This is a genomic window from Pseudochrobactrum saccharolyticum (assembly GCF_008801715.1).
GTDB lineage: Bacteria > Pseudomonadota > Alphaproteobacteria > Rhizobiales > Rhizobiaceae > Pseudochrobactrum > Pseudochrobactrum saccharolyticum.
Genome location: NZ_VZPG01000003.1, coordinates 280,964 through 301,466 on the forward strand (window position 1 = coordinate 280,964; position 20,503 = coordinate 301,466).

Below are 20,503 nucleotides of genomic sequence, written 5' to 3' on the forward strand. Positions count from 1 at the left end.
TCTGTATGACTATTCAAACGCTCGTCTGGGGAGAGAATATTCATGAGCAGATTAACCGGCAAGTTGGCCAGCTTTATCCTGATGGGATGCATTGTCAGATTGCCAGACTGCTGACTGAAGATAAAGACCTCTCCGTTTCAACTGCGACATTGCGGGAAGATCAACATGGGTTAAGCGATGAGAGGCTGGAAACAACAGATGTTCTGCTCTGGTGGGGTCATCAGGCACATGAGCAAGTCAGTGACGAAGTTGTGGAACGAATAATCCACCGTGTCTGGCAAGGTATGGGGCTGATTGTGCTGCATTCCGGGCATTTTTCCAAGCCGTTTAAACGGCTTATGGGAACGCCTTGCTCGCTGAAATGGCGCGAGGCCGGAGAAAAAGAGCGGCTGTGGGTCGTTAATCCTTCACACCCGATTGCCAAAGGACTGCCTCAATATTTTGAGCTTGAGAGCGAGGAAATGTACGGGGAGCCTTTTACCATTCCTGACCCCTTGGAAACGGTTTTTATTTCATGGTTTGAGGGTGGTGAAGTTTTTCGTTCGGGCCTGACCTATAAGCGTGGTGCTGGTCATATATTTTATTTCCGCCCCGGTCATGAAACCTATCCTACATATTATAATCCTCATGTCGGGCAGGCTCTGCGCAATGCTGTGCACTGGGCATATAATCCAAGCAGAGTGGCTGCGATTGCCGATGCCCCCAATGTACCGGCAGATGAAGCGCCAGAGCAACTTGCCTTGCGGAGCGAGGATAACGGCGCTGGCACTGCTGCATTATAATACATTCAGGACAGGGCTATGCGCTTATTAATCCTCGGTACCGGCTCTATGGCACATAATCATGCAATGCATTTTGGCGCGATCAAAGAGGTGACAATCGTTGCAGCCGTCGATCCCAATCTTATTCGGCTGCAAGCTTTCGGACTGACCCATTCTATCCCGCGTTTATTCAACACATTGGAGGAAGCAATTGCGTGGGGTGAGTTTGATGCTGTGGCAAACGCCACGCCCGATGCCAGCCATTGTGTTACGACATTGCAGGCTCTTGATGCAGATAAACATGTGTTTTGTGAAAAACCACTGGCAACAAATTATACTGATGCTCTGGCGATGGTCACAGCCGCACAACAAAGCGGCAAAATCGGGATGGTTAATCTAAGTTATCGCAATATAGCTGAACTGTCCCAGGCACGGGATATGATCCGTGCCAGCGTAATCGGCACACCGCATCATGTCGAAGCTTCCTATTTGCAAAGCTGGTTAGTGTCAAAGCACTGGGGGGATTGGCGTAGCGATCCGGCATGGCTGTGGAGATTATCGACCAAACACGGTTCAAATGGTGTGCTGGGTGATGTTGGCATTCATATACTGGATTTTGTCACTTTCGGCTCGGATCTCGATATTGACGCTATATCCTGCCGCCTCAAAACTTTTGATAAAGCATCGGAAAATCGGATTGAAGGCTATGAGTTGGATGCAAATGATAGCTTTGTTATGACAACCAGTTTTTCCAACGGCGCACTGGGAGTTGTTCATGCCAGTCGCTGGGCGACGGGGCGTATCAACGAATTAAAGCTATGCGTTTATGGCGATAAAGGTGGCTTGGAATTACGGCACTGGCATCAGGGAACGAGCCTTGCAATTTGTACCGGCGCGGATGTTGATGACGGTAACTGGCAACAGGTAGAGGCTCCGGCCGTGCGCACGACCTATCAGTGTTTTGTCGATGCGGTAATGAAAGGAGACACGCAGGAACCATCATTTGAACAAGCGGCAAAAATCCAGCGACTGCTTGATATAGCGATGAGCTCCATGTGAATTTTAAGGGTATTTATGATGAAAAATATCTGGATAATTTCTTTTGACGGTGTCGCTATCTCGGGGATCATCACCGAAGCACTTAAATTAGCGGCTGTTCTTAAAGAAAAAGGTTTTCATATCCTTTTGGACCTTGGCTATGACATTAAAACGGATAAGGGCAATTTGGGCAAACCTTATGAAGCGTTACGATGTTATTTTCCCGATTGGGTTGAGCTCGCGCGTACTGCTGATATCCGTTCGCTATGTGATTATAATATTAATTTTTTGAATTTTGTTTTCCGTGAAGTTAATAGTATCGGAAAAATAAATTTGATATTTTCAGATTTGTACAAGAGAATAGAAAAAATCTCAGATGAACTATCCAGTAATATTTGCGAATACTGGAATCGTGAAAACATTTCTTATATTGTCGTCGAGAATGGTACACTGCCTGAAAATGTTATTTTTACGAAAGCGCTGTATAAAGCAATCGATATATATGGCCGAGAGTTAAATCTCGGAAAATTTGTAATCTGGCGCGACCATGATTTGATGTGGAGTAGTGAAACAGCAGTGCAAAAATATGGTAATGCGCCATATCACAATGCTGTAAAGCCGGTTCTCTCTCCGTTTATTCAGTATGTCACATTGCATGAAGCTGCGGCTTGGAAATTGAAACAATGGGCTGGTGCTGACATTGATCTCAGCGTTTTACCAAACACTTATAATTTTAAACATTGTGAAAATTCTGGATTTGTCAGGCCTATGCTTAAGATTAAGAGTACGGATGTTGTTCTTACCAGACCCACGCGTATAATCCCGCAAAAACGGATAGATCGGGATATTCATCTGGTCAGTCATCTACGGCAGCGTTTTGCTACTCAAGGCAGAGAAACATATTTGTTGGTTGTGGGAGATACAAATGAAAATAAGCACTGTACGGCAGCACTGAAATTATTGGCCGACCAGCTTGGGCTGACAAAAAATATATTGTTTTTAGGCGGGCTTCCGTTTATTTTAGAAAAGCATAATAATCATGAATTGTCTGTTCAAACAATTATTTTAGCTTCGGATGCCGTCTCTTTCCTGACGTCTTATGATTATGACAGTTATGGCAATCCAATTGGAGAGGCTATATCTCTGGCTAAATGCTATTTAACCACACGTTATGAATATTACGATGCTGTTTATGGCGATCAAGGCTATTTGGCGCCGGTTATGGAGATAACCAAATATCAGGATGGCCTGCCTGATGAGACATTTATAGATGATGTCTACGAGTTGTTAAACTCTCCGGAAAAAATGCGAGCCTACGCGAAATTTAATCATCAACTAGGCCAAAAGTATTTATCTGACCAAGTATTACATAAATTTTGTAATTTTTTTAAATAATTAGCAATGTTATGCACGAGATGAAGGATCAAATACGATTATCAGTCGTTGTTCCGGTTTTTAATGAGCAGGAGATGATTGTTCGTGTTCTTGAAGCCCTGTATTATCAATATAATGATATATCTTTGATTGATCGAGATCTCTATGAGATTGTGATCGTTGATAATAATTCTACAGATAGCTCAATTGTAAAAATTCAGAATTTTCATGCCCGTCACCCGGATTTAAATCTCTACTGCATTTCAGAAAACATTCAGGGTGTCTCTTCCGCACGTAAAAGAGGAATGGACTGGGTTACGATACGTTCTCGCGAACGTGACGAACGTAAATCAGTCGATAATAAATTTTATATATTTTCTGCAGATGCGGATTGCATTGTCGATAAACAGTGGCTCTACAAACTTTACCGCAAGATGGTAGAAGATGACGCTGATCTGGGCACGTGTAATTATTATTACGATCAAAAGCATTTCCACAGCCGTCCACATTTATGGCGACAAATTGAAAAAACACTGCGTTGCAGAGCATTCACATTTCAGCTCTTCGGCGGATTTCCCGATGGCAAAGGTTTTGCTGTTGAACGGGAAAAATATGAAGCCGTTGGTGGAATAGACATCTTCTATCAAATTAAGAATGGCTGTTTCGTACAACATTTATCAGATGACTGGGATTTTGGCATCAAGATCGTTGCGAATGGAGGGAGCAACACTTATGTCCACCATGCTATGGTACAGATTAATAGCAGACGTGTAGACTATCTTCTGAAGGAAGTTATAAACGGAATTGCTTATGGTGCGGACGGCATCATCGTCATGAAGGATGTACGTGCCGATATTGAGACTGGATTTCAAGGTGACCTGAATGATGATCAGTCGGGCTTGGCATGGGATTATTCTATAAAAGATTTTGTCCCAAAGAATATTATACTCCCCTTACTTTTAAATCCGAAACTTTACAATGACCCCCAAGTTATAAATTTTTTTGGCTTTGATCTTTTAAACCGGATTATTTATCGAATTGAAGAAATAAAAATTGAGTCAGGGATATTAAACTTCAGACCAATTCATTTGTATAAAACACCGTCCTATCGACTTTATTTTGAATTTAGAGACGAGATATTCTCTCGTATGCGTAAATATATTGGTCAAGACATAGGGTATCCTCCGGAGCTGCCTGATTGTCTTGATGAGGTTTTGCGACTTAATCCTTATGATTTTCACAAGTTTGTTTATTATTTTTGTGAAGATCGGGAGTCCGGCTGTGCACATAATTATTTTGCGAATGGCGGTGTTTTCTAAAGCAACTGAAAGGATTGCTCCATATAGGTAACGCTATGAAGAATATTGAAAAAGCATTAGCATCCTTGAATATTCTTGATCCGAATTATCCGCGGCCTGCGGTAGCTGATATACTGATGAAGCAGGAGAACCGGGATCTCCTGGAATATGTGTACCGGGATCCATTTGGTGCACATGTTTTTCCCGGAGATATCGACAACTATTCCGCGACTGATTTTTTTGCTGATTTAAATCATGCGTTAAAACAAAATAATCCGATCCATTTGTGGGCATATATTCCGACTTGCCGTTATCGCTGTCATTTCTGCCAATTTCCAATAGTGCTTATAAATCCCAAAGATCCCAAATCACGGGATATGTTTACCAAAGTGATTGATTTAAATATTTCAGAAGCCCGATTATGGCTGAAGGCAGTTCCACATTTAGCTGACGTGCCAATTGGTGAATTCAATTTGTTTGGTGGTACGCCCTCTTTGTTGCCTGTTGAAGAACTCGAACGGTTGCTGGATTTTTATCGCACGCATTTCAATTTCAGTGAGGCGACTTTGCGTTTAGAAGGTGAGCCCGGCAGTTTAACCCTGCCTTTTTTGACGGCCGCTTCTCATTTAGGGATTACAAAAATTTCTTTCGGGGCTCAGTCTTTTTCGGATGAAATTATCCGTTCATCCGGAAGAATGCATAATAGTCAGAATTGTTTTGAAGCGGTGCATAATGCCAGAATGGCTGGTTTTGAGTGGATTAGTGTTGATTTGATTTATGGATTACGTAACCAAACTGTCGATCTGGTGCGGCAGGATATATTAAAAGCGCGCGAATTAAATTTAGAGCATCTTGTTTGCACAAAACTACACCTTGAAGATTTTATGAAGACAAGAACCGGTGTGTCGATGCAACGGCCGTCAGTTTGGCAAAAAAAAATAAAGGGAAAAAACGATAGCTCCAAATTAAACATTCCAAGCCTTGGTGAACAATATCAAATGCGTGAAATTATCGATGATTTGTTGCTCAATGATTATAATGAACATCCAAATATGTATTATTACAAAAAAGGAAATGAGCCAGAAAAATGGAAAGGAATAATCACAGATCAAGATAAGCAATTTCCAGAAATTGCTATCGGTGTAGGAGGAAGTTCAAAGTGCCGTGGATCAGAATCCATAAATTATACTGAATTTTCTGATTATGAAAATGCAGTCATAAATGGCAAAATCCCTATATTATCCACTAAAGGGATATCTCCATTAAAACAGGAAATTATTTCTTTTAAAATGGCACTTTCCACTTGTCATCCTGTTATTGATGAAATTCATAAAGAAAAATTTTACGGAAAATCCTTCTTTGACAATGATCATGTATTAAATATTTTGACTGATCTTGAAAAGAAAGAACTGATTGAAATGGATTCAAACTCCGTTACTCTCACTAAAAATGGAAGAGTTCTTTCTGAGGCCATCATTAATACGATTTAATTACCTGTAATCTCAAAACTCTTCATAATACGTACAAATCTTTAATGACCCGATTAACCTTACGCATTGCCATATATGAAACTCTGATGTTGAACATTCTGGAGGGCAGTGGTGCAAGCTATCAAAGAATCTGGAATTTTCCTTGGCCAATTTGCAAGCGTACAAGCTTCAATAAAAGATCCCTATCTCAAGGGACGGGGTATTGAACTCAGCTCAAAACAACGCAAGTTTGTGATCTTCATGGAGCTTTTTATAGAGCGCTTGGGCTCGCCCCTGCCGCTTCACATACTCACCAATCGTTTCTTCATTGCCGTGGCGACCAACTGTTCCTGCAAAGTAGCCATCTGTACAAAACTTGCCACCCCACAGTTTTCTCGTAATACCCACCCCTGGTGGAGCATTGGCTTTATGCGAGCATGTCAAGAATGGTATCGGGAACTGACCATCAGAGCGCTGCACTCACCTCGCGAAGCTAACTGTTCATTTATTTTTGGTGGATGAGCAAAGGTTGTCCACAATCCAAAAAGACAGTGCCGCTTATCGCGGCAAAGCCGCTAGGTTTTTCTTGTCGAATCAAAGAGTTTGGAAAGGAAAGTACTCATGGAACGAGTGGTCTATGTTGGGCTTAATGTCCATGCCGATACGATTGCTATTGCCACAGCAGATGACGGCCGGAACGGAGAAGTCCGTATGGTGTGATTGAGCACACAACTGATGCGGTTTTACGCCTTACAAAGCTGCTCTTGGGTGCAGGTGTATGTCCAGTATTTTGTTATGAAGCAGGCCCTTGCGGTTATGGGTGCATCGCCTTCTGACAAAGCTGGGCTTTGATTACGCCGTTGTTTCCCCATCCATGATCCCGCGTCGCGTTGGTGATCGAGTCAAGACCGATCGGAGAGATGCGGAAATGCTGGCGCGGTTATGGCGGGCTGGTGAATTGACGCCAATCTGGACGCCCGACGAAGAGCAAGAGGCCATGCGTGATCTAATCCGAACGCGCAAACAGGCTCTTGAAGCGTTGAAGATCGCCAAACAATAGCTTCTGAGTTTTCTGTTACAGCATGGTCTTCGCTACAGTCGGCCGACATATTGGACGAAAATCCATTGGCGTTGGCTCAACGAATTGCGCAAGTTCCGCTATCCGCATCAGCAACTGGCGTTTGAGGAACTGAAACGAGCCATTCACCAGATCGAAGAACGCATCCAAACGCTGGACCTAGCCATTGAAGATGCAGTGAAGAGCTGGCGTTTTGCGGATGTTGTTGATGCTCTGCGAGCATTACGTGGTGTGAACACGACGATTGCCGCAACTTTAGCAACCTAAATTGGTGATATTGGCCGCTTTACGAACCCACGTCAGTTGATGGCCTGGTTGGGCCTCGTACCAAGTGAGCATTCCAGTGGCAACACGATCAGACGGGGCGTATCACAAAGACCGGCAATGCTCTGGTTTGCACCATGATGGTTGAGGCGAGCTGGTCATCCCGGCATCCACCGCGTGAACGGCATCTTCATCTCAAACGAAGCCGACATCTTCCGCAGGAGATAAGAGACATTGGCTGGAAAGCGCAGACGAGGCTTTGCAAACGTTATCGTGATCTTTCAAAAACGGGAAAACCGCAACCGCGTGTTCTGACAGCTATTGCGCGCGAACTCGCTGGCTTCATCTGGGACATCGCTCGAAAGGTGCCGCTTTACACCTGAATACATTGCATCATTAATTTTGTCTGTGCAGCATGCTGGATATGGCGGCTAAAGATCAGGGAACCCTCGACACATGTTGGGATAAATATCCGTTCTTAGAGCGAGGCAAGCCCGCATCGAATATGGTCAAGCGGTAACGATCCGCGGATGAGAGTATGATAACCATCGGTTCAGACTGTCATCTCCAGCACCGTACACAGGCTACATCAAATTGACCACCACGTGAAAGCGGGGTAGTTTAAACGTGTTCGGAAAACCTAAATCGCTCATGAGAGGGTGTCATTTCGCCCTCCCCCCCCTAAATCATCACAAGTGAAAACTTTGCAACAGAGCCCCCGTTTCATCTATGGAAATTCGGGAGCCCTGCATTGCTGAGGCCATTGCTCAGGACTGAGTCTTACCATTTCATCTTGAAGCCAACGGTTGCCTTGAGGATATAACTGTCCGCGAAGTGATTGAGCGAAGTAGTGATGGAGCCCTCGCCATACACGGAATATTTCTGATCCGCCCAGGCGTAAGTACCTCCGGCACCCACGCCTGCCCAGGTCTTGTCGTTATCAGTATAAATATCAACGCCGGCCACGTTGATGCGCATACTGCCCAGGAAGGACTGGTAAATATTGGCGACGCCGTAGACGGAAGTATTGACTACACGACCATCCTTACCTGTCCAGTCGTTGCGGTAGTTTGCAGCAAGGCCAAGGCGCGCCGTCAGGCTGCTGGCATCGTCGAGGCCAACCCGGTTACCCATGCTGTCCTGAAAAACGTCTGCATCCAACGACGACCACATAAGCTGCGCCTGAGGGGTCAGTGACCAATGATCGTCGATGGTGACACGCTGGCCTGCTTCCACGCTCATCGCATAGCCGAAGGCCTTCGCGCCGCTGGCAAGAGACGCGTTCATATCATTGGAAAACAGATCATTGTCGAACCAGGTAAGCTGGCCCTGTGTATCCATATAGAAACCATTGTTGCCATACCATGTCGCCGTAGCACCCAGGCTCCACGCGTTCGTATTGGTGTAACCGTCACCGAAGAACGAACTGGAATTGCCATGTGCCGTGCCATATTGCCCAGTGATGCCGACAACCAGTTTCCCGTTGTCATCCTCATAGAACTGACCGTCAACGCCTGCCTGCATGATGAAGGTGTTGATATCCTGCTTCATGCCAGTGACACTTTGCGGTTCAAGCCGGTTATGCGCCCCTTCGATACGCGCCCAGATGCCATTTCCGTCGACCATGGCGCCGTTCGTCTGGCCATCGCCGTTCTCGCCCGTCCAGTGCCGGTTGCCTACACGCTCCTGCAAGGTCGGCAACTTGTTCAAGGCTTGCATGTTCTGACCGTAACCCTGATAGACCGGCACGCCAGCGCCATAACGGGGACCGTTGTTGTCCGGGTTGTTTGGTTCCGTATCACCATAACGGCTCACGAGATACCAGTTACCGTCTTTGTTCCCGCTGCCTGATCCTTGCTGCAGCGTATAGGCGTAGGCTCCAGCCCAGATAACCTTCTTGTTGTCCTTGGTCGTATAATCGCTGACAAGTGAGAAGGTACCATTGGACTGTCCTGCCACGTCAACAACTACAATGCCGTTCACCGTCTGGCCACCCAGTCCACCACGATTGACCACTTGCAGATTTGTGGTGCCTGAGGTGTCACCGGCAACCTTCAATCTGTCAGTCTTGGAGTTGTCGTCACCGAGTACCGTATTGATAACGAGGGTGCCATTGGAGCCGGTGTAGTTGCCAGCTACCGTCAAAGTGGTTCCGGCTACCATGTCACTCAGGGTAACAGTGCCACCATTGTCGAGGGAGGCCAGCGTCGTATCGTACCCGCCAATATCCAGCATCCCGTTCCGCGTCGTCGTATAGGCGGACGAGGAGCTGAATGCACCTTGGCTTCCTTGTGCTAGTGTTCCCTGATTAACAAGCGTTGCACCGGTATACTGGTTAGAACCAGTGAGCGTCAGGTCAGCAGCTCCGGATTTGGTGAGGCTGCCAGTGCCGGACAATACGCCACTATAGGTCGAGTTCGCCGCTTCATTGACGGTGAAAGTTCCCGCGCCAATATTGATCGCTCCGGCTCCGCTGAGGCCACCAACCGTGTTGCTGGTGCTTCCGAGATCAACCTTGCCATTATCTCCGACAGTTAGGACTCCGGTGCCAAGGGCATTATCACTGCCCGCCGTTACGGTACCGTTGTTGACCGTCAACCCGCCGCTAAAGCTGTTGTTTCCGCTCAAGGTAAGTGTCGTATTTGCACCGTCCTGGGCAACTTTGCCACCGCCGGTAATATTTCCGGCGAATGTGTAGTCCCCCCCCTGTTTGAAGGACAACGTTCCCTCTCCGTTAACATCATTGGCAACTGTCACGTCACCTTTTATGTCACCCGAAGTGACTTCATCACCAAGCTGGAGCACACCGTTGCTAACGGTTGTGCCACCGATATAGGTGTTCTGTCCGGTAAGGACCAGTGTACCGAGATCGGTTTTATTGAGACCCTGGTTGCCTGTGAGCACCGAACCAATGGTTGCAGTCATTGTAGCACCATCGGCGGTTCCGTCACCAACCGCAATGATCGGCGCTCCCGTCGTGCTCGTCAGGTTGAGGGAGGAGCCATTAATCACATAACCATCGACAGCGAAGCTCATGCCGGCCGTGTTAATCTGCCCAGCCGTATCATCGACGGTGACAACACCCTTTTTGCCACCGAAGAACGCATATGAGCCATCATCGAAAGGTGCAAGCACATTGGCATTGCTGTCGGACCAGTTTGCAGTCGTTGCTTTCCAGGTCCCATCACCTCCGACAATGTTACCACTTTCGATATCGGCCTGAGTCCCTTCCCCGTTCCAGTACTGAACTTTTGCGCCATAGGTGTTCACGATATAGACCGAACCAGTATAGGCGGTCACAACAGTCATGCGATCCTTCGCCGCTTGTCCTCCCGGTACGACACCGAACGAAAGGCCGTCATCCGTCAGTGCGCCACCATAGGTGAACAGCTTGTAGGTCCCTGAACCAAAACCACCAGTATCGACCACATTAAGCGTACCATCCATCGTCAGATTGCCATCCACATGGAAAGCAGCTTGCTGAGACATGCTGCCCCACTGGACGCTGGTCGAGCTGCTGGCGGCGAGAGTCAGGTCACCTCCGATTGTTAGCGTCTGGCCGCCTTTGCCGTAAAGCGTTCCGCTTCCCACATCGACATTGCCGTCGATCTTGCCAGCACCGCCAACTCCGGCTGTGCCGTTGACGAGATTCACATTGCCACCCAGTTCACTGTTGACTTGCAGATAGCCGCTATTGATCGACGCGATCCCCGTGGCAGTGCTTGCGTCACCGTCGATGATCAGCTTGCCAGTTCCGTCCTTCGACCAATCCGTGGTCCCGGTCATATTGCCGGCCAATGTCAGATCCGCATCGTTCTGGAATGTCGCTCCGGCATCGCTCACAACCACATCGCGGTTCATCGTGAACTGCGCGGTATTCTGCAATGTAGCATTTTTAATCGTCAGAGAACCGCTTGTGTCGCCCAAATTGGCGTCAGCCGAAACCGCCAGCGTTCCGCTGTTGATTGTGGTGCCACCGCTATAGGTGTTGGTGCCTTTCAATGTTAGCGTGTCACTGCCGGACTGCTCGACGCTACCGGAACCACTGATCGTTCCCGCAAAGACCGGATTGCTCGACATGTTGAAGACAAGTGTGCCGTTGTTGTTTGCATCTGCACCGGTATTGACATTGCCCTGGATTTTGCCGGTTGCCCCGCCATTGCCAAGCTGGAGCCTACCGCTAGCAATAGTTGTACCCCCAGCATAACTGTTGTCCTTGGTCAGAACGAGTGTTCCAGCCCCGCTCTTCGCCAGGCCGCCATTACCGGAGATGACACCGTTAACAACCGTGTCATTGGTCGTGTCATCGGTTTCGATCGTACCGTTGCCTGCGCCGAGAGCAATGGTGCGGGCACTGGCAAAGCCTTGACTGTACTTGAGAGTCCCGCCGTCAATGGTAACCTGACTACTAACATCGCCAAGATTGTTTTCAGCGCCGACCGAAAGTGTTCCGGCCGTGATTATTGAGCCGCCGCTATAGATGTTAGCTCCGGTAAGAACCGTTTCGCCCGTGCCTTTCTGCACAAACTGACCTGCTCCTGAGATCACACCACTGAAGGTGAATGTTCCAGTCTTGTTGACTGCAAATGTTGCCTTGTCCGATCCATTCGCATCGACGGAAACACCCCCGACCGTGTCTATAGTGCCACCGTTGCCGAGCTCCAGCGAGCCCTGTAGGATATCTGTTCCACCGGTATAGGTGTTGGCACCCGTCAGTACCAGAGTGCCGTAATCGGTTTTCTGCAGGCCTTCGGTGCCAGCAATCGGCACCGCAATCGTGGCCGTCATGGCCTTGCCTGCATCGGTTGCATCCCCCACACGAATGATGGGTTTGTCAGGCGACGGAGCGTTCGGGTCGTGAGCAAGTGTGATAGGATTTGTGCCGGTCAGGCTATATCCATCCACCTGGAACTGCATACCAGAGGCCTGAATACCTGTATCAACAGTTACAGTGCCCGGCATGTCGTTAAAGATAGCAAACTCGTAGTTTTTCCAGGTCCCTGTAATGTCTGGATCGCCTGCATCATGCCAGCTGATATCCGTCTGGTTCCAGGTGCCGTCACCACCTTTCCAGATATTCAGCACGGCACCGGCAGTGTTCATGATATTTATCTGCTTGTTGTCATCGTCATAAACAATATACGCATCGGATATCTGGCCGCCGGGAACAGTGCCTATCGTTAGCCCTGTGCCAGTTTTGGTATATCCATTCTGATAATCGAACAGGCGATAGGAGCCCGGCCCGAACCCACCAAAATCCTCAATATTGACGGTGCTACTGTTCAAGGTAAGCGCACCTTGAACATTGAACAGACCGTTGCTGTTGGGGGCTCCGTAGGCAACTGCTATTGTGCTGCCAGCCTGCATGGTCAGGCCACCGCCGAAGGTCAGAATCGTACCATCCCGCCCCTTCAGCGTTCCCGCCACCGTGGTATCGCCACCGATCGTGCCACCACCTGCAAGGGTTCCACCGGCTGCTACAGTCATTGTTGATGTTGCACTGCCCAGAGTGCCATTCACATATAGACTTCCTGCGCTAACATTCGTTGTCCCGTCGAAGCCACTGCTGTCAGCTGTAAACGTCGAGGAGCCAGCGCCGTTCTGTTCAAGTTGGCCGTTACCACTTAAGACGTTATTGAAATCAATGTTGGTGCTAGCGGCGGCATCGAAAGCGAGCGTACCATTATTCGTCACATCGCTTCGGAGAGAACCGCTTGTGATTCCGTCGCCAATCTGCAACGTTCCGCCATTGTCGATAATCGTACCGCCGTCGATAACGGCGGAACCTGTCAAAATCGTCGTGCCTACACCAGTCTGCTCCAGGCTCCCGCTTCCGGTGATACCACCGTCATAGGTCAGTGTATCGCGGTTAAAGATTAGAGTACCGTTATTCTCGATATCGCCAGTAATGCTTCCGCTCTGACCGTCATCACTGCCGATCTGTAGCGTCCCCTGCTCAACGAATGTACCACCGCTATAGGTATTGGTCCCAGAAAGCGTAAGCTCGCCGGCACCAATTTTGGTCAGCCCGCCATTACCGGTGATACTGCCCGTCAGCTTCGTACTGTTCAACAAAGTGTCGATTGTACCTCCCCCGGTTTGGAGAGAAACATTACGATCCGAGTCGAAATCGCCAGTGAGCTGAAGTTCGCCGCCATTGAAGTTGAGACCGCCCGTCACATCTCCGAGATTGTCGTCGCTGCCGACCTGCAGCACACCGTCACTGATGGACGTACCGCCCATATAGGTGTTTACAGCCTCAAGTACGAGCGTCCCTTCGCCCGTTTTGGTGAGACCGCCATTCCCGCTTACCACTTTTTTGATCGTCGATGTCCCGTCATCGGTCTGGATCGTCGCATCTCCGTTCAGCGAGAAGGTGCGGTCCATTGTAACGTCATTCGACAACTCAAGTGTGGTGCCGGCAGCCATGGTGACAGAACCACTCGCCTCGCCAAGGTTGGCATCAGCGCTGATCTGCAGGGTTCCACCGTTGATCGTCGTGCCGCCAGTATAGGTGTTGGTCCCGGACAGCATAAGCGTGCCGCCACCTGTCTTCGTCAGACCACCAGTACCGGATACAACAGCAGCAAGCGTGTTGTTGTTTGCTCCAGTGTCGATTGTACCACCGGCATTAAGGACAACAGCATGACTGAACGCAAAAGAATCCGTTAACTGAAGGGTCGCGTTGTTGGCGATGGTAAAACCACCGGTACCCAGATTATCATCTTCGCTGATGGCCAGCGTACCGGCCGTGATCGAGGTGCCGCCACTATAGGCGTTACGACCGGAAAGAGTGATGGTGGTACCCGCCCCGGATTGGACAACCGAGCCGGTTCCGGAAATGATCCCGGAGAAATTATGATCTCCGTTGCTGGCAAATTCAAAAGTGCCGTTATTGGTCACATTACCGGTTATCCAGCCCGCACCGCTGAGACGAAGTGTACCATCCTTGATGTGCGTATTGCCGCTGTAGGAATTGTCGGCATTTGTCAGAACGAGTGTTCCAGTGCCGTCTTTCGTCAGCTCGCCAGTGCCAGACAGGACACCATCCAGCGTGCCGGTGTTGCCCTGGGTGTCGATCAGACCTCCGGCATCGTTGATCGTCATGGCTCTTGCAGTCGTGACATCAGCGGACAACTGTAGCGTTCCACCGTTGAAAGTGACCGCACCACTAGCTACACCCAGATTTTCATCCCTGCTGATCTGAACGATACCGCCGTCAAGGAACGTGCTGTTGTAGGTATTGGTCCCTGCAAGAACGAGCGTACCAACGCCGGACTTGTGCAATTCACCACCACCAACGACACCGCTCAGTGTGCTGATACCCGCCATGGTATTGATGATGGAACCCGTCGTTCCCAGCGTAATGCCTCTGGCGCTCGTCACGCCCTGGCTGAACTGCAGTTCGGCTTCACCATCAATCTTGACGGCTCCCGTAGCTATACCAAGATTGGTATCGTCCGAAATCTGCAGGATACCCGCCCTGATGTCGGTTCCACCTTGATAGTCATTGGTTCCGCCAAGAACCAGAGTACCCGTTCCCGCCTTGTTCAAGGCGCCGGTTCCGGTCAGCTTTCCAGTGAGCTTATTGACGCCGTCATCAAAAACATCAATCGTGCTGTTGGCATTGGTGAGTTTGATGCCACGCGTGGTATCGAAGCTCTCATCCAGACGCAGGGTCGCATCACCGATGATAATGCTGTTACTGCCATTCTGGCCAAAGTTCGCATCTTCAAAAACCGCCAGCGTACCGCCATCAATTTCGGTATCGCCGTTATGGGTGTTGGTGCCGGTCAGAGTAAGTGTGCCAGTACCGGCCTTGGTAAGCTTGCTTCCATCGATCACGCCCGAAATCGAATTGTCATTTCCATTCGTATCGATTGTCGCCCCGGTGCCACTCAGCGTCAGACCATGCGTCATGGTGAAGTCAGAACCGAATTGCAATGTTGCATCGTTGACGTAGAGGTGGCTATCAGGATTTCCCAGATTGCTGTTGTCACTGATCTGCAGAGTGCCTGCGCTCACATGCAGATCACCGGTGAACGTATTGTCACCACCCAGAACAAGCGTTCCGGTGCCAAGCTTGTTGAATTGTCCGGTGCCGCCGATGACGCCTGTAATTGTGTCTGTGTAGGTATCTGTATCAATGCTGCCGCCAGAGGCGCCAATCGTATAACCTCGTGTCGACGACAGACCTGCAGCAAACTGAAGTGTGCCACCATCGATATTGACAGCTCCCGCGACGTTACCCAGATTATTATCGGCAGCAACGATCAAGCTGCCTCCCAGAATTTCCGTGCCGCCGCTATAAGTGTTGGTTCCGGTGAGCGTCGTTGCACCACTGCCCTGCTGAACCAGCTTTCCGCGACCATCGATTGTATTGTCGAGCGTGAAACTGTTGGAGTGATTGACCGCGAGAATGGCATCTTCCTCCCCGCCCGATTCTCCTATCGTGATGCCTCCGTTCACTTTGCCGGTAGTTCCGGCATTTCCAAGCTGGAGCGTGCCAGCCTGAATGATCGTCTGGCCCGTGTAATTATTATCTGCCGTGAATATGAGGGTACCCAGATCGGTTTTTTTCATACCATTCGCGCCGGAAAGAACGGATTCAATCGTAGCGACAGTGTCTCCCGCCACAGCATTGCCCACGCGGATGAACGGCACATCGGCAGAACCGCTATCCAGTGTCAGCGCGCCTCCCTTGACTGTATAGCCGGTGGTTACAAACTGCATACCTGCCGTTGCAACAGCGCCGCTGACCGTTACCGTGCCCGCTTGACCGGAAAAGATTGCAAAGTTAGCAGGATTCCAAGTCGAATGAAGAGTGCCATCAACAAGCGTCCAGTTTGTTGTCGCTGCGTCCCATGTACCATCGCCGCCGGTCACCGAGTTGCCGCCGCTTGTTGTAGAACCATCCCAGTAACCAAGGTCCATTCCTGCAGAATTCGTAAGATGGATATCATTGGTATTGTAATTGAATGTAATATCTCCAGCCGCTACATCTTGCGGAAGAGTACCCGCTTGCAATGTTCCGGTATATGTTCCGGTTACGCTGAACAACTTGTACTCGCCAGGACCGAAGCCACCGAGAGAGCTGATATTCACGGTATTGTTGTTGAGGCTGAGATTGCCACCAACATTAAACAACATATCCGTGTTATCAGATACCGCACCGTAGGACACATTCAGTATGCCTCCCGACGCAAGTGTCAGGTTACTGCCGAAACCAAGCGTCGAACCTTGCATCCCTACAAGCGTGCCGCCGCTGTTGATCGTCGTATCGCCGCCGATACTGCCCGTACCGCCAAGCGATGCACCGCTCGCAACCGTAACAGTTCCCGTACCGAGTTGCCCGTCAACGACAAGCCCTCCGGCGCTCACCGTCGTGGTGCCGGAAAAGCCCGAATTGTCTCCGCTAACAGTGAGATTACCCGTACCCTTCTTTTCCAGAGTACCAGTGCCGCTAAGAACATGGGTGAAATCAATATTATTGCTGCGATCGACAATCAATGCGCTGTTGTTGACGATATCGCCATTGATGGAACCGGTGCCGCCGCCATTGCCGATTTGGAGCGCACCCGCCGAAATGGTCGTCAAACCCGCATAGTCATTGTCGCCGGTAACTGTCAGCTTGCCTGCACCGCGTTTATCAAACGTACCCGAACCACTGATCTTATTGCCAAAGGAAAAATCATCCGAACGATCCACGACAAGCGCCGATTTGTTCAGGATGTCACCACTCAGACTTCCGCCCGTACTGCCGGCACCGAGCTGCAGCGTACCGCTCTCAATCGTCGTTAGACCAGTAAAGGTGTTTGCACCTGTCAGAATGAGTGTGCCAGCGCCGCTTTGCTTCAACGAACCTGTGCCGGTGATCGTGCCAGCATAAGTGTAGGAATCGGAACGATTGAACGCCAGAGTGCCGCTATTGGTGACACTACCGGATATGGCGCCGGAAGCGGTGCCATTACCAACCTGCAGCACACCACGCTCAATCACGGTATTGCCGGTATAGGTGTTTGCACCAGCCAGAATCGTAGTGCCAGTGCCGCTTTGCTTCAGTACACCGGAACCACTGACCACCCCTGCAAATGTACTTGAGTCACTGCGGTTGAACGCCAGCGTTGCATTGTTGACGACATCTCCCGTAATCGATCCAGCCGCCGCCCCGCTACCGAGCTGCAGTGTACCTGCCGAAATTGTCGTGCCGCCACTGTAAGTATTCACGCCCGTCAGAACCAGCGTTCCGCTGCCCGTTTTGGTCAACTTGCCTGCGCCGCTTACAACACCGCTCAGCGTATCCGCATCGGCACCCGTATCGATCGTGCCGTTGTTGCTGGTAATGCTGAATGCGCGTGCGGATGTGATCGTACCTGCAAGGCTGAGCGTGCCGCCATCCAGTGTCACACTGCCGGTTGTCGCACCAAGCTTGGCATCGCTGGTGACCTGCAGTGTGCCACCGCTGATGGTCGTCCCGCCGGAATAGCTGTTCGTACCGTCGAGAATGAGCGTACCGGTTCCACTCTTGACCACCGAGCCAATACCGCTGATGCTGCCGGAATAGGTCTTGTTGTCGCTGCGGTTAAAGCTCAACGTACCGTTGTTCGTGACCGCGTTACTGGCAAGCCAGCCAGTCGTATTGCCATTGCCGACTTGCAGAGTGCCCGCAGAAATCGTTGTTGCGCCCGTATAGGCGTTATCGCCCGTAAGCGTCAGCGTTCCGGCACCCAATTTGGTGAGGGAGCCGCCGCCACTGATCACACCGGCATAAGCCAGATCATTGGAGCGATTGAAAACCACCGAACCGCTATTGGCTATATTGCTTGCTATCGAGCCCGTTGTGCCGCCACCGCCGATCTGCAACACGCCTGCGGTAACCGTTGTCAGCCCTGTCGCGCTGTCCGCGCCGGTCAGAATCATCGTGCCCGCGCCCGTCTTCGTCAATGCTCCCGCACCACTGATTGCGCCGGAGAAAGTACTATTGCCTGTCGCCGTTTCGATTGTGCCGCCGCCAGCGCCAAGCGTCACGGCGCGCGCATTGTCGAAGGCAGACGAAAGACGCAGCGAGCCGCCGCTAAAGTTCAGACCGCCAGAGGTGGCGCCAAGATTGCTGTTATTCGCAACCGAAATAACGCCAGCGTTAAAATTGGTTCCGCCAGTATAAGTATTAACTCCCGAAAGAGTCAGCGTACCTGCTCCCATTTGCGTGAGCACACCTGTACCACCGACAACCTTATCGAAGGTTATCGCGTCTGATCGATTGAATGCCAGAGTCCCGTTACTGGTCACACCGCTTGAGGTGGAGATCGACCCGAGCACACCGCCACCCCCGATCTGAAGCGTGGTATTCGCGTCAATCGTGGTAGCCCCGGTATAAGTGTTGGCTGCCGTCAGAATAAATGTGCCGCCTCCGCTCACCTGCAGCGTACCGCCACCGCTCACAACGCCTCCAAGCGTCGTTGTGCCCTTACGGTTGAGGATCAATGAGCCACCGTTCACGATTGCGCTGGTAATCGTACCGGTAGTGCCACCATCACCAATCTGCAAAATACCCGCATCGTTTTTCACCGTGGCCGCAGTAATGTCTCCGGTAAAAACAAATTTGCCTGTTCCCGATTTTTGCAGCACCGAGTTTACTGCACCAGTGACATTCCCTGCAAAAGTCATGTCGTTGTTTCCGGCAAAGTTCAGCGTCTTGCTGCCGAGCGCAATCGTGCCGCTTCCCGAGACCGTCTTCAGACTGGCCGTTGAGGCAACCCCGCCCAAATCAAGTGTCGCGCCTGTAGCGATGGTGACGTTAGATGCATTTTCCAGACCGGCGGCGCCGGAGAGCGCCAAGGTTCCCTGACGAATATCCCAGGCATTCGTACCGGTAATCGCACCTGTCATTGTCCAGGTGCCGGAACCGTCCTTCGCATAGGAGTTGAACCCGATATATTTTGTACCTAATGTAGTCGCATCAAAGGTACCGTTATTCGTACCGCCCAGCACGAACACGTTCCCTGTTGTGCCCGTCTTGACCACAACATTTCCTGTTATGGTTGAGCTGTTCCAGATTTCAAAAGTGTTGTTATTGCCGACAATATCGACAGCGTTGGCACCGAAACCTGCGCCGCCATAAGAAATTGTACCCGCATTGATCACATGCGTCCCATCTCCCATACGGAGACCATCGCCATCTGAACCGTTCTCACCCGTACCTTTACCACTCACACCTCCGGCACCACCCGTGCCACCGGTCAGGGTGCCATAATTTGTCAGGATCGCGCTTTGATCAATGACTAAGCCGTCACCACCAGCACCACCACCGGCACCCCAGGCAGTTGCAGAATTTTCGCTTCCACCGCCTTTTCCACCAGAACCACCAGTAATAGTCGCGCCCGACCCGACCGTCAGCGTTCCAGTACGAAGAATGGTACCGGCACCGCCGCCGCCGCCGGCGCCGCCGACGCCACCGCCAGTTCCCCCAGTCCCGTTCCCGCCGTTTCCACCTTTAATTGTCGATCCGCCTGTAAGATCAGAAGTTATGTCAGTACCAAGAAACAGCCCGGAACCACCGCCACCACCGCCGTAGGATGGCGTAGTGGCGGTGCCACCAGTACCACCTATAATGTTGAGCGGAACCGTCCCAACAGTCATCGCACCAACGGTACCGCCACTACCACCGCCAGTACTCTGACCAGAGATTGCTCCTTCACCACCTTGTCCATCCACTGCCGGGGATCCAGCTGTAAGCGCCCCGCCCCCCCAGCCGCCCGTGCCATTGCCGGAACCACCATAGGTTGTCTTGCCTCCTCCAGTTAGCCCCCCGGCATTTCCCTGCAGGTCCGCAGCATGCGCGATTGTTACCCCTAAATAAGCCGGAATAGGCAAGCTGATCGGCGCAATCGCCACGGATAGCGCGACCGCAGAGGCCCCACGAAGCAGAACTTGACTGATCCCGGTCAAGAGAGAAGAGCCAGTCTCGCGTTCAATATCGCACATTGACATCTTGATCAGACCTTCCCGAGAAGCACAGGTCTGGGTGTTCTTGTCGCTGAGTTTTCCAGCAAAGCAGCAATCGTTCATGCCGTAAGGCCCCTTGGCAAAAGCGCGCCAAAACGTGCCAAAAACACATCTTTAATCAAAATTTTTTATCAATATTGCAGTGGAGTATTTTAACGCTGATTTATAATAAAAATCAGAATCATAGTCACCAAATTTTAAATAATGATTTATTCA

The 20,503-nt window shown here is 50.4% G+C and carries 7 protein-coding genes and 1 pseudogene; 7 read left to right on the forward strand and 1 reads right to left on the reverse strand.

Translation table 11 applies throughout. From position 1 onward, the window contains the following. Positions 1–5: 5 nt before the first annotated feature. From F7P81_RS11415 to F7P81_RS11445, 7 genes and pseudogenes are all read left to right on the forward strand, one after another. A complete protein-coding gene (locus F7P81_RS11415; RefSeq protein WP_151159598.1) occupies positions 6–782 on the forward strand; it encodes a ThuA domain-containing protein in 777 nt (258 codons plus the stop codon). Between the two features lie 18 nt (positions 783–800). Further along, positions 801–1,820 carry a Gfo/Idh/MocA family protein gene (locus F7P81_RS11420; protein WP_075656673.1) on the forward strand — a complete coding sequence of 340 codons (1,020 nt, stop codon included), beginning with the start codon at positions 801–803 and terminating at the stop codon, positions 1,818–1,820. 15 nt (positions 1,821–1,835) lie between these two features. Further along, the gene (locus tag F7P81_RS11425; protein ID WP_151159599.1) at positions 1,836–3,194 is read left to right on the forward strand and encodes a glycosyltransferase family protein; all 1,359 of its coding nucleotides are present in this window, start codon (positions 1,836–1,838) and stop codon (positions 3,192–3,194) included. 20 nt (positions 3,195–3,214) lie between these two features. Then, positions 3,215–4,492 (forward strand): glycosyltransferase family 2 protein, encoded by a 1,278-nt coding sequence (locus F7P81_RS11430; RefSeq protein ID WP_151159600.1) that lies wholly within the window; start codon positions 3,215–3,217, stop codon positions 4,490–4,492. A 35-nt stretch (positions 4,493–4,527) separates the two neighbouring features. Then, positions 4,528–5,961: a radical SAM protein gene (locus F7P81_RS11435; protein ID WP_151159601.1), complete on the forward strand. Its 1,434-nt coding sequence runs from the start codon at positions 4,528–4,530 to the stop codon at positions 5,959–5,961. Positions 5,962–6,072: 111 nt separating this feature from the next. Then, a complete protein-coding gene (locus F7P81_RS17105) occupies positions 6,073–6,462 on the forward strand; it encodes a hypothetical protein (RefSeq protein WP_170265261.1) in 390 nt (129 codons plus the stop codon). Positions 6,463–6,561: 99 nt separating this feature from the next. After that, positions 6,562–7,665, forward strand: a pseudogene (locus tag F7P81_RS11445) (IS110 family RNA-guided transposase). Between the two features lie 397 nt (positions 7,666–8,062). Here the strand turns inward: F7P81_RS11445 and F7P81_RS11450 are convergent. Continuing rightward, the gene (locus F7P81_RS11450; RefSeq protein WP_170265262.1) at positions 8,063–20,350 is read right to left on the reverse strand and encodes an autotransporter-associated beta strand repeat-containing protein; all 12,288 of its coding nucleotides are present in this window, start codon (positions 20,348–20,350) and stop codon (positions 8,063–8,065) included. Positions 20,351–20,503: the final 153 nt, after the last annotated feature.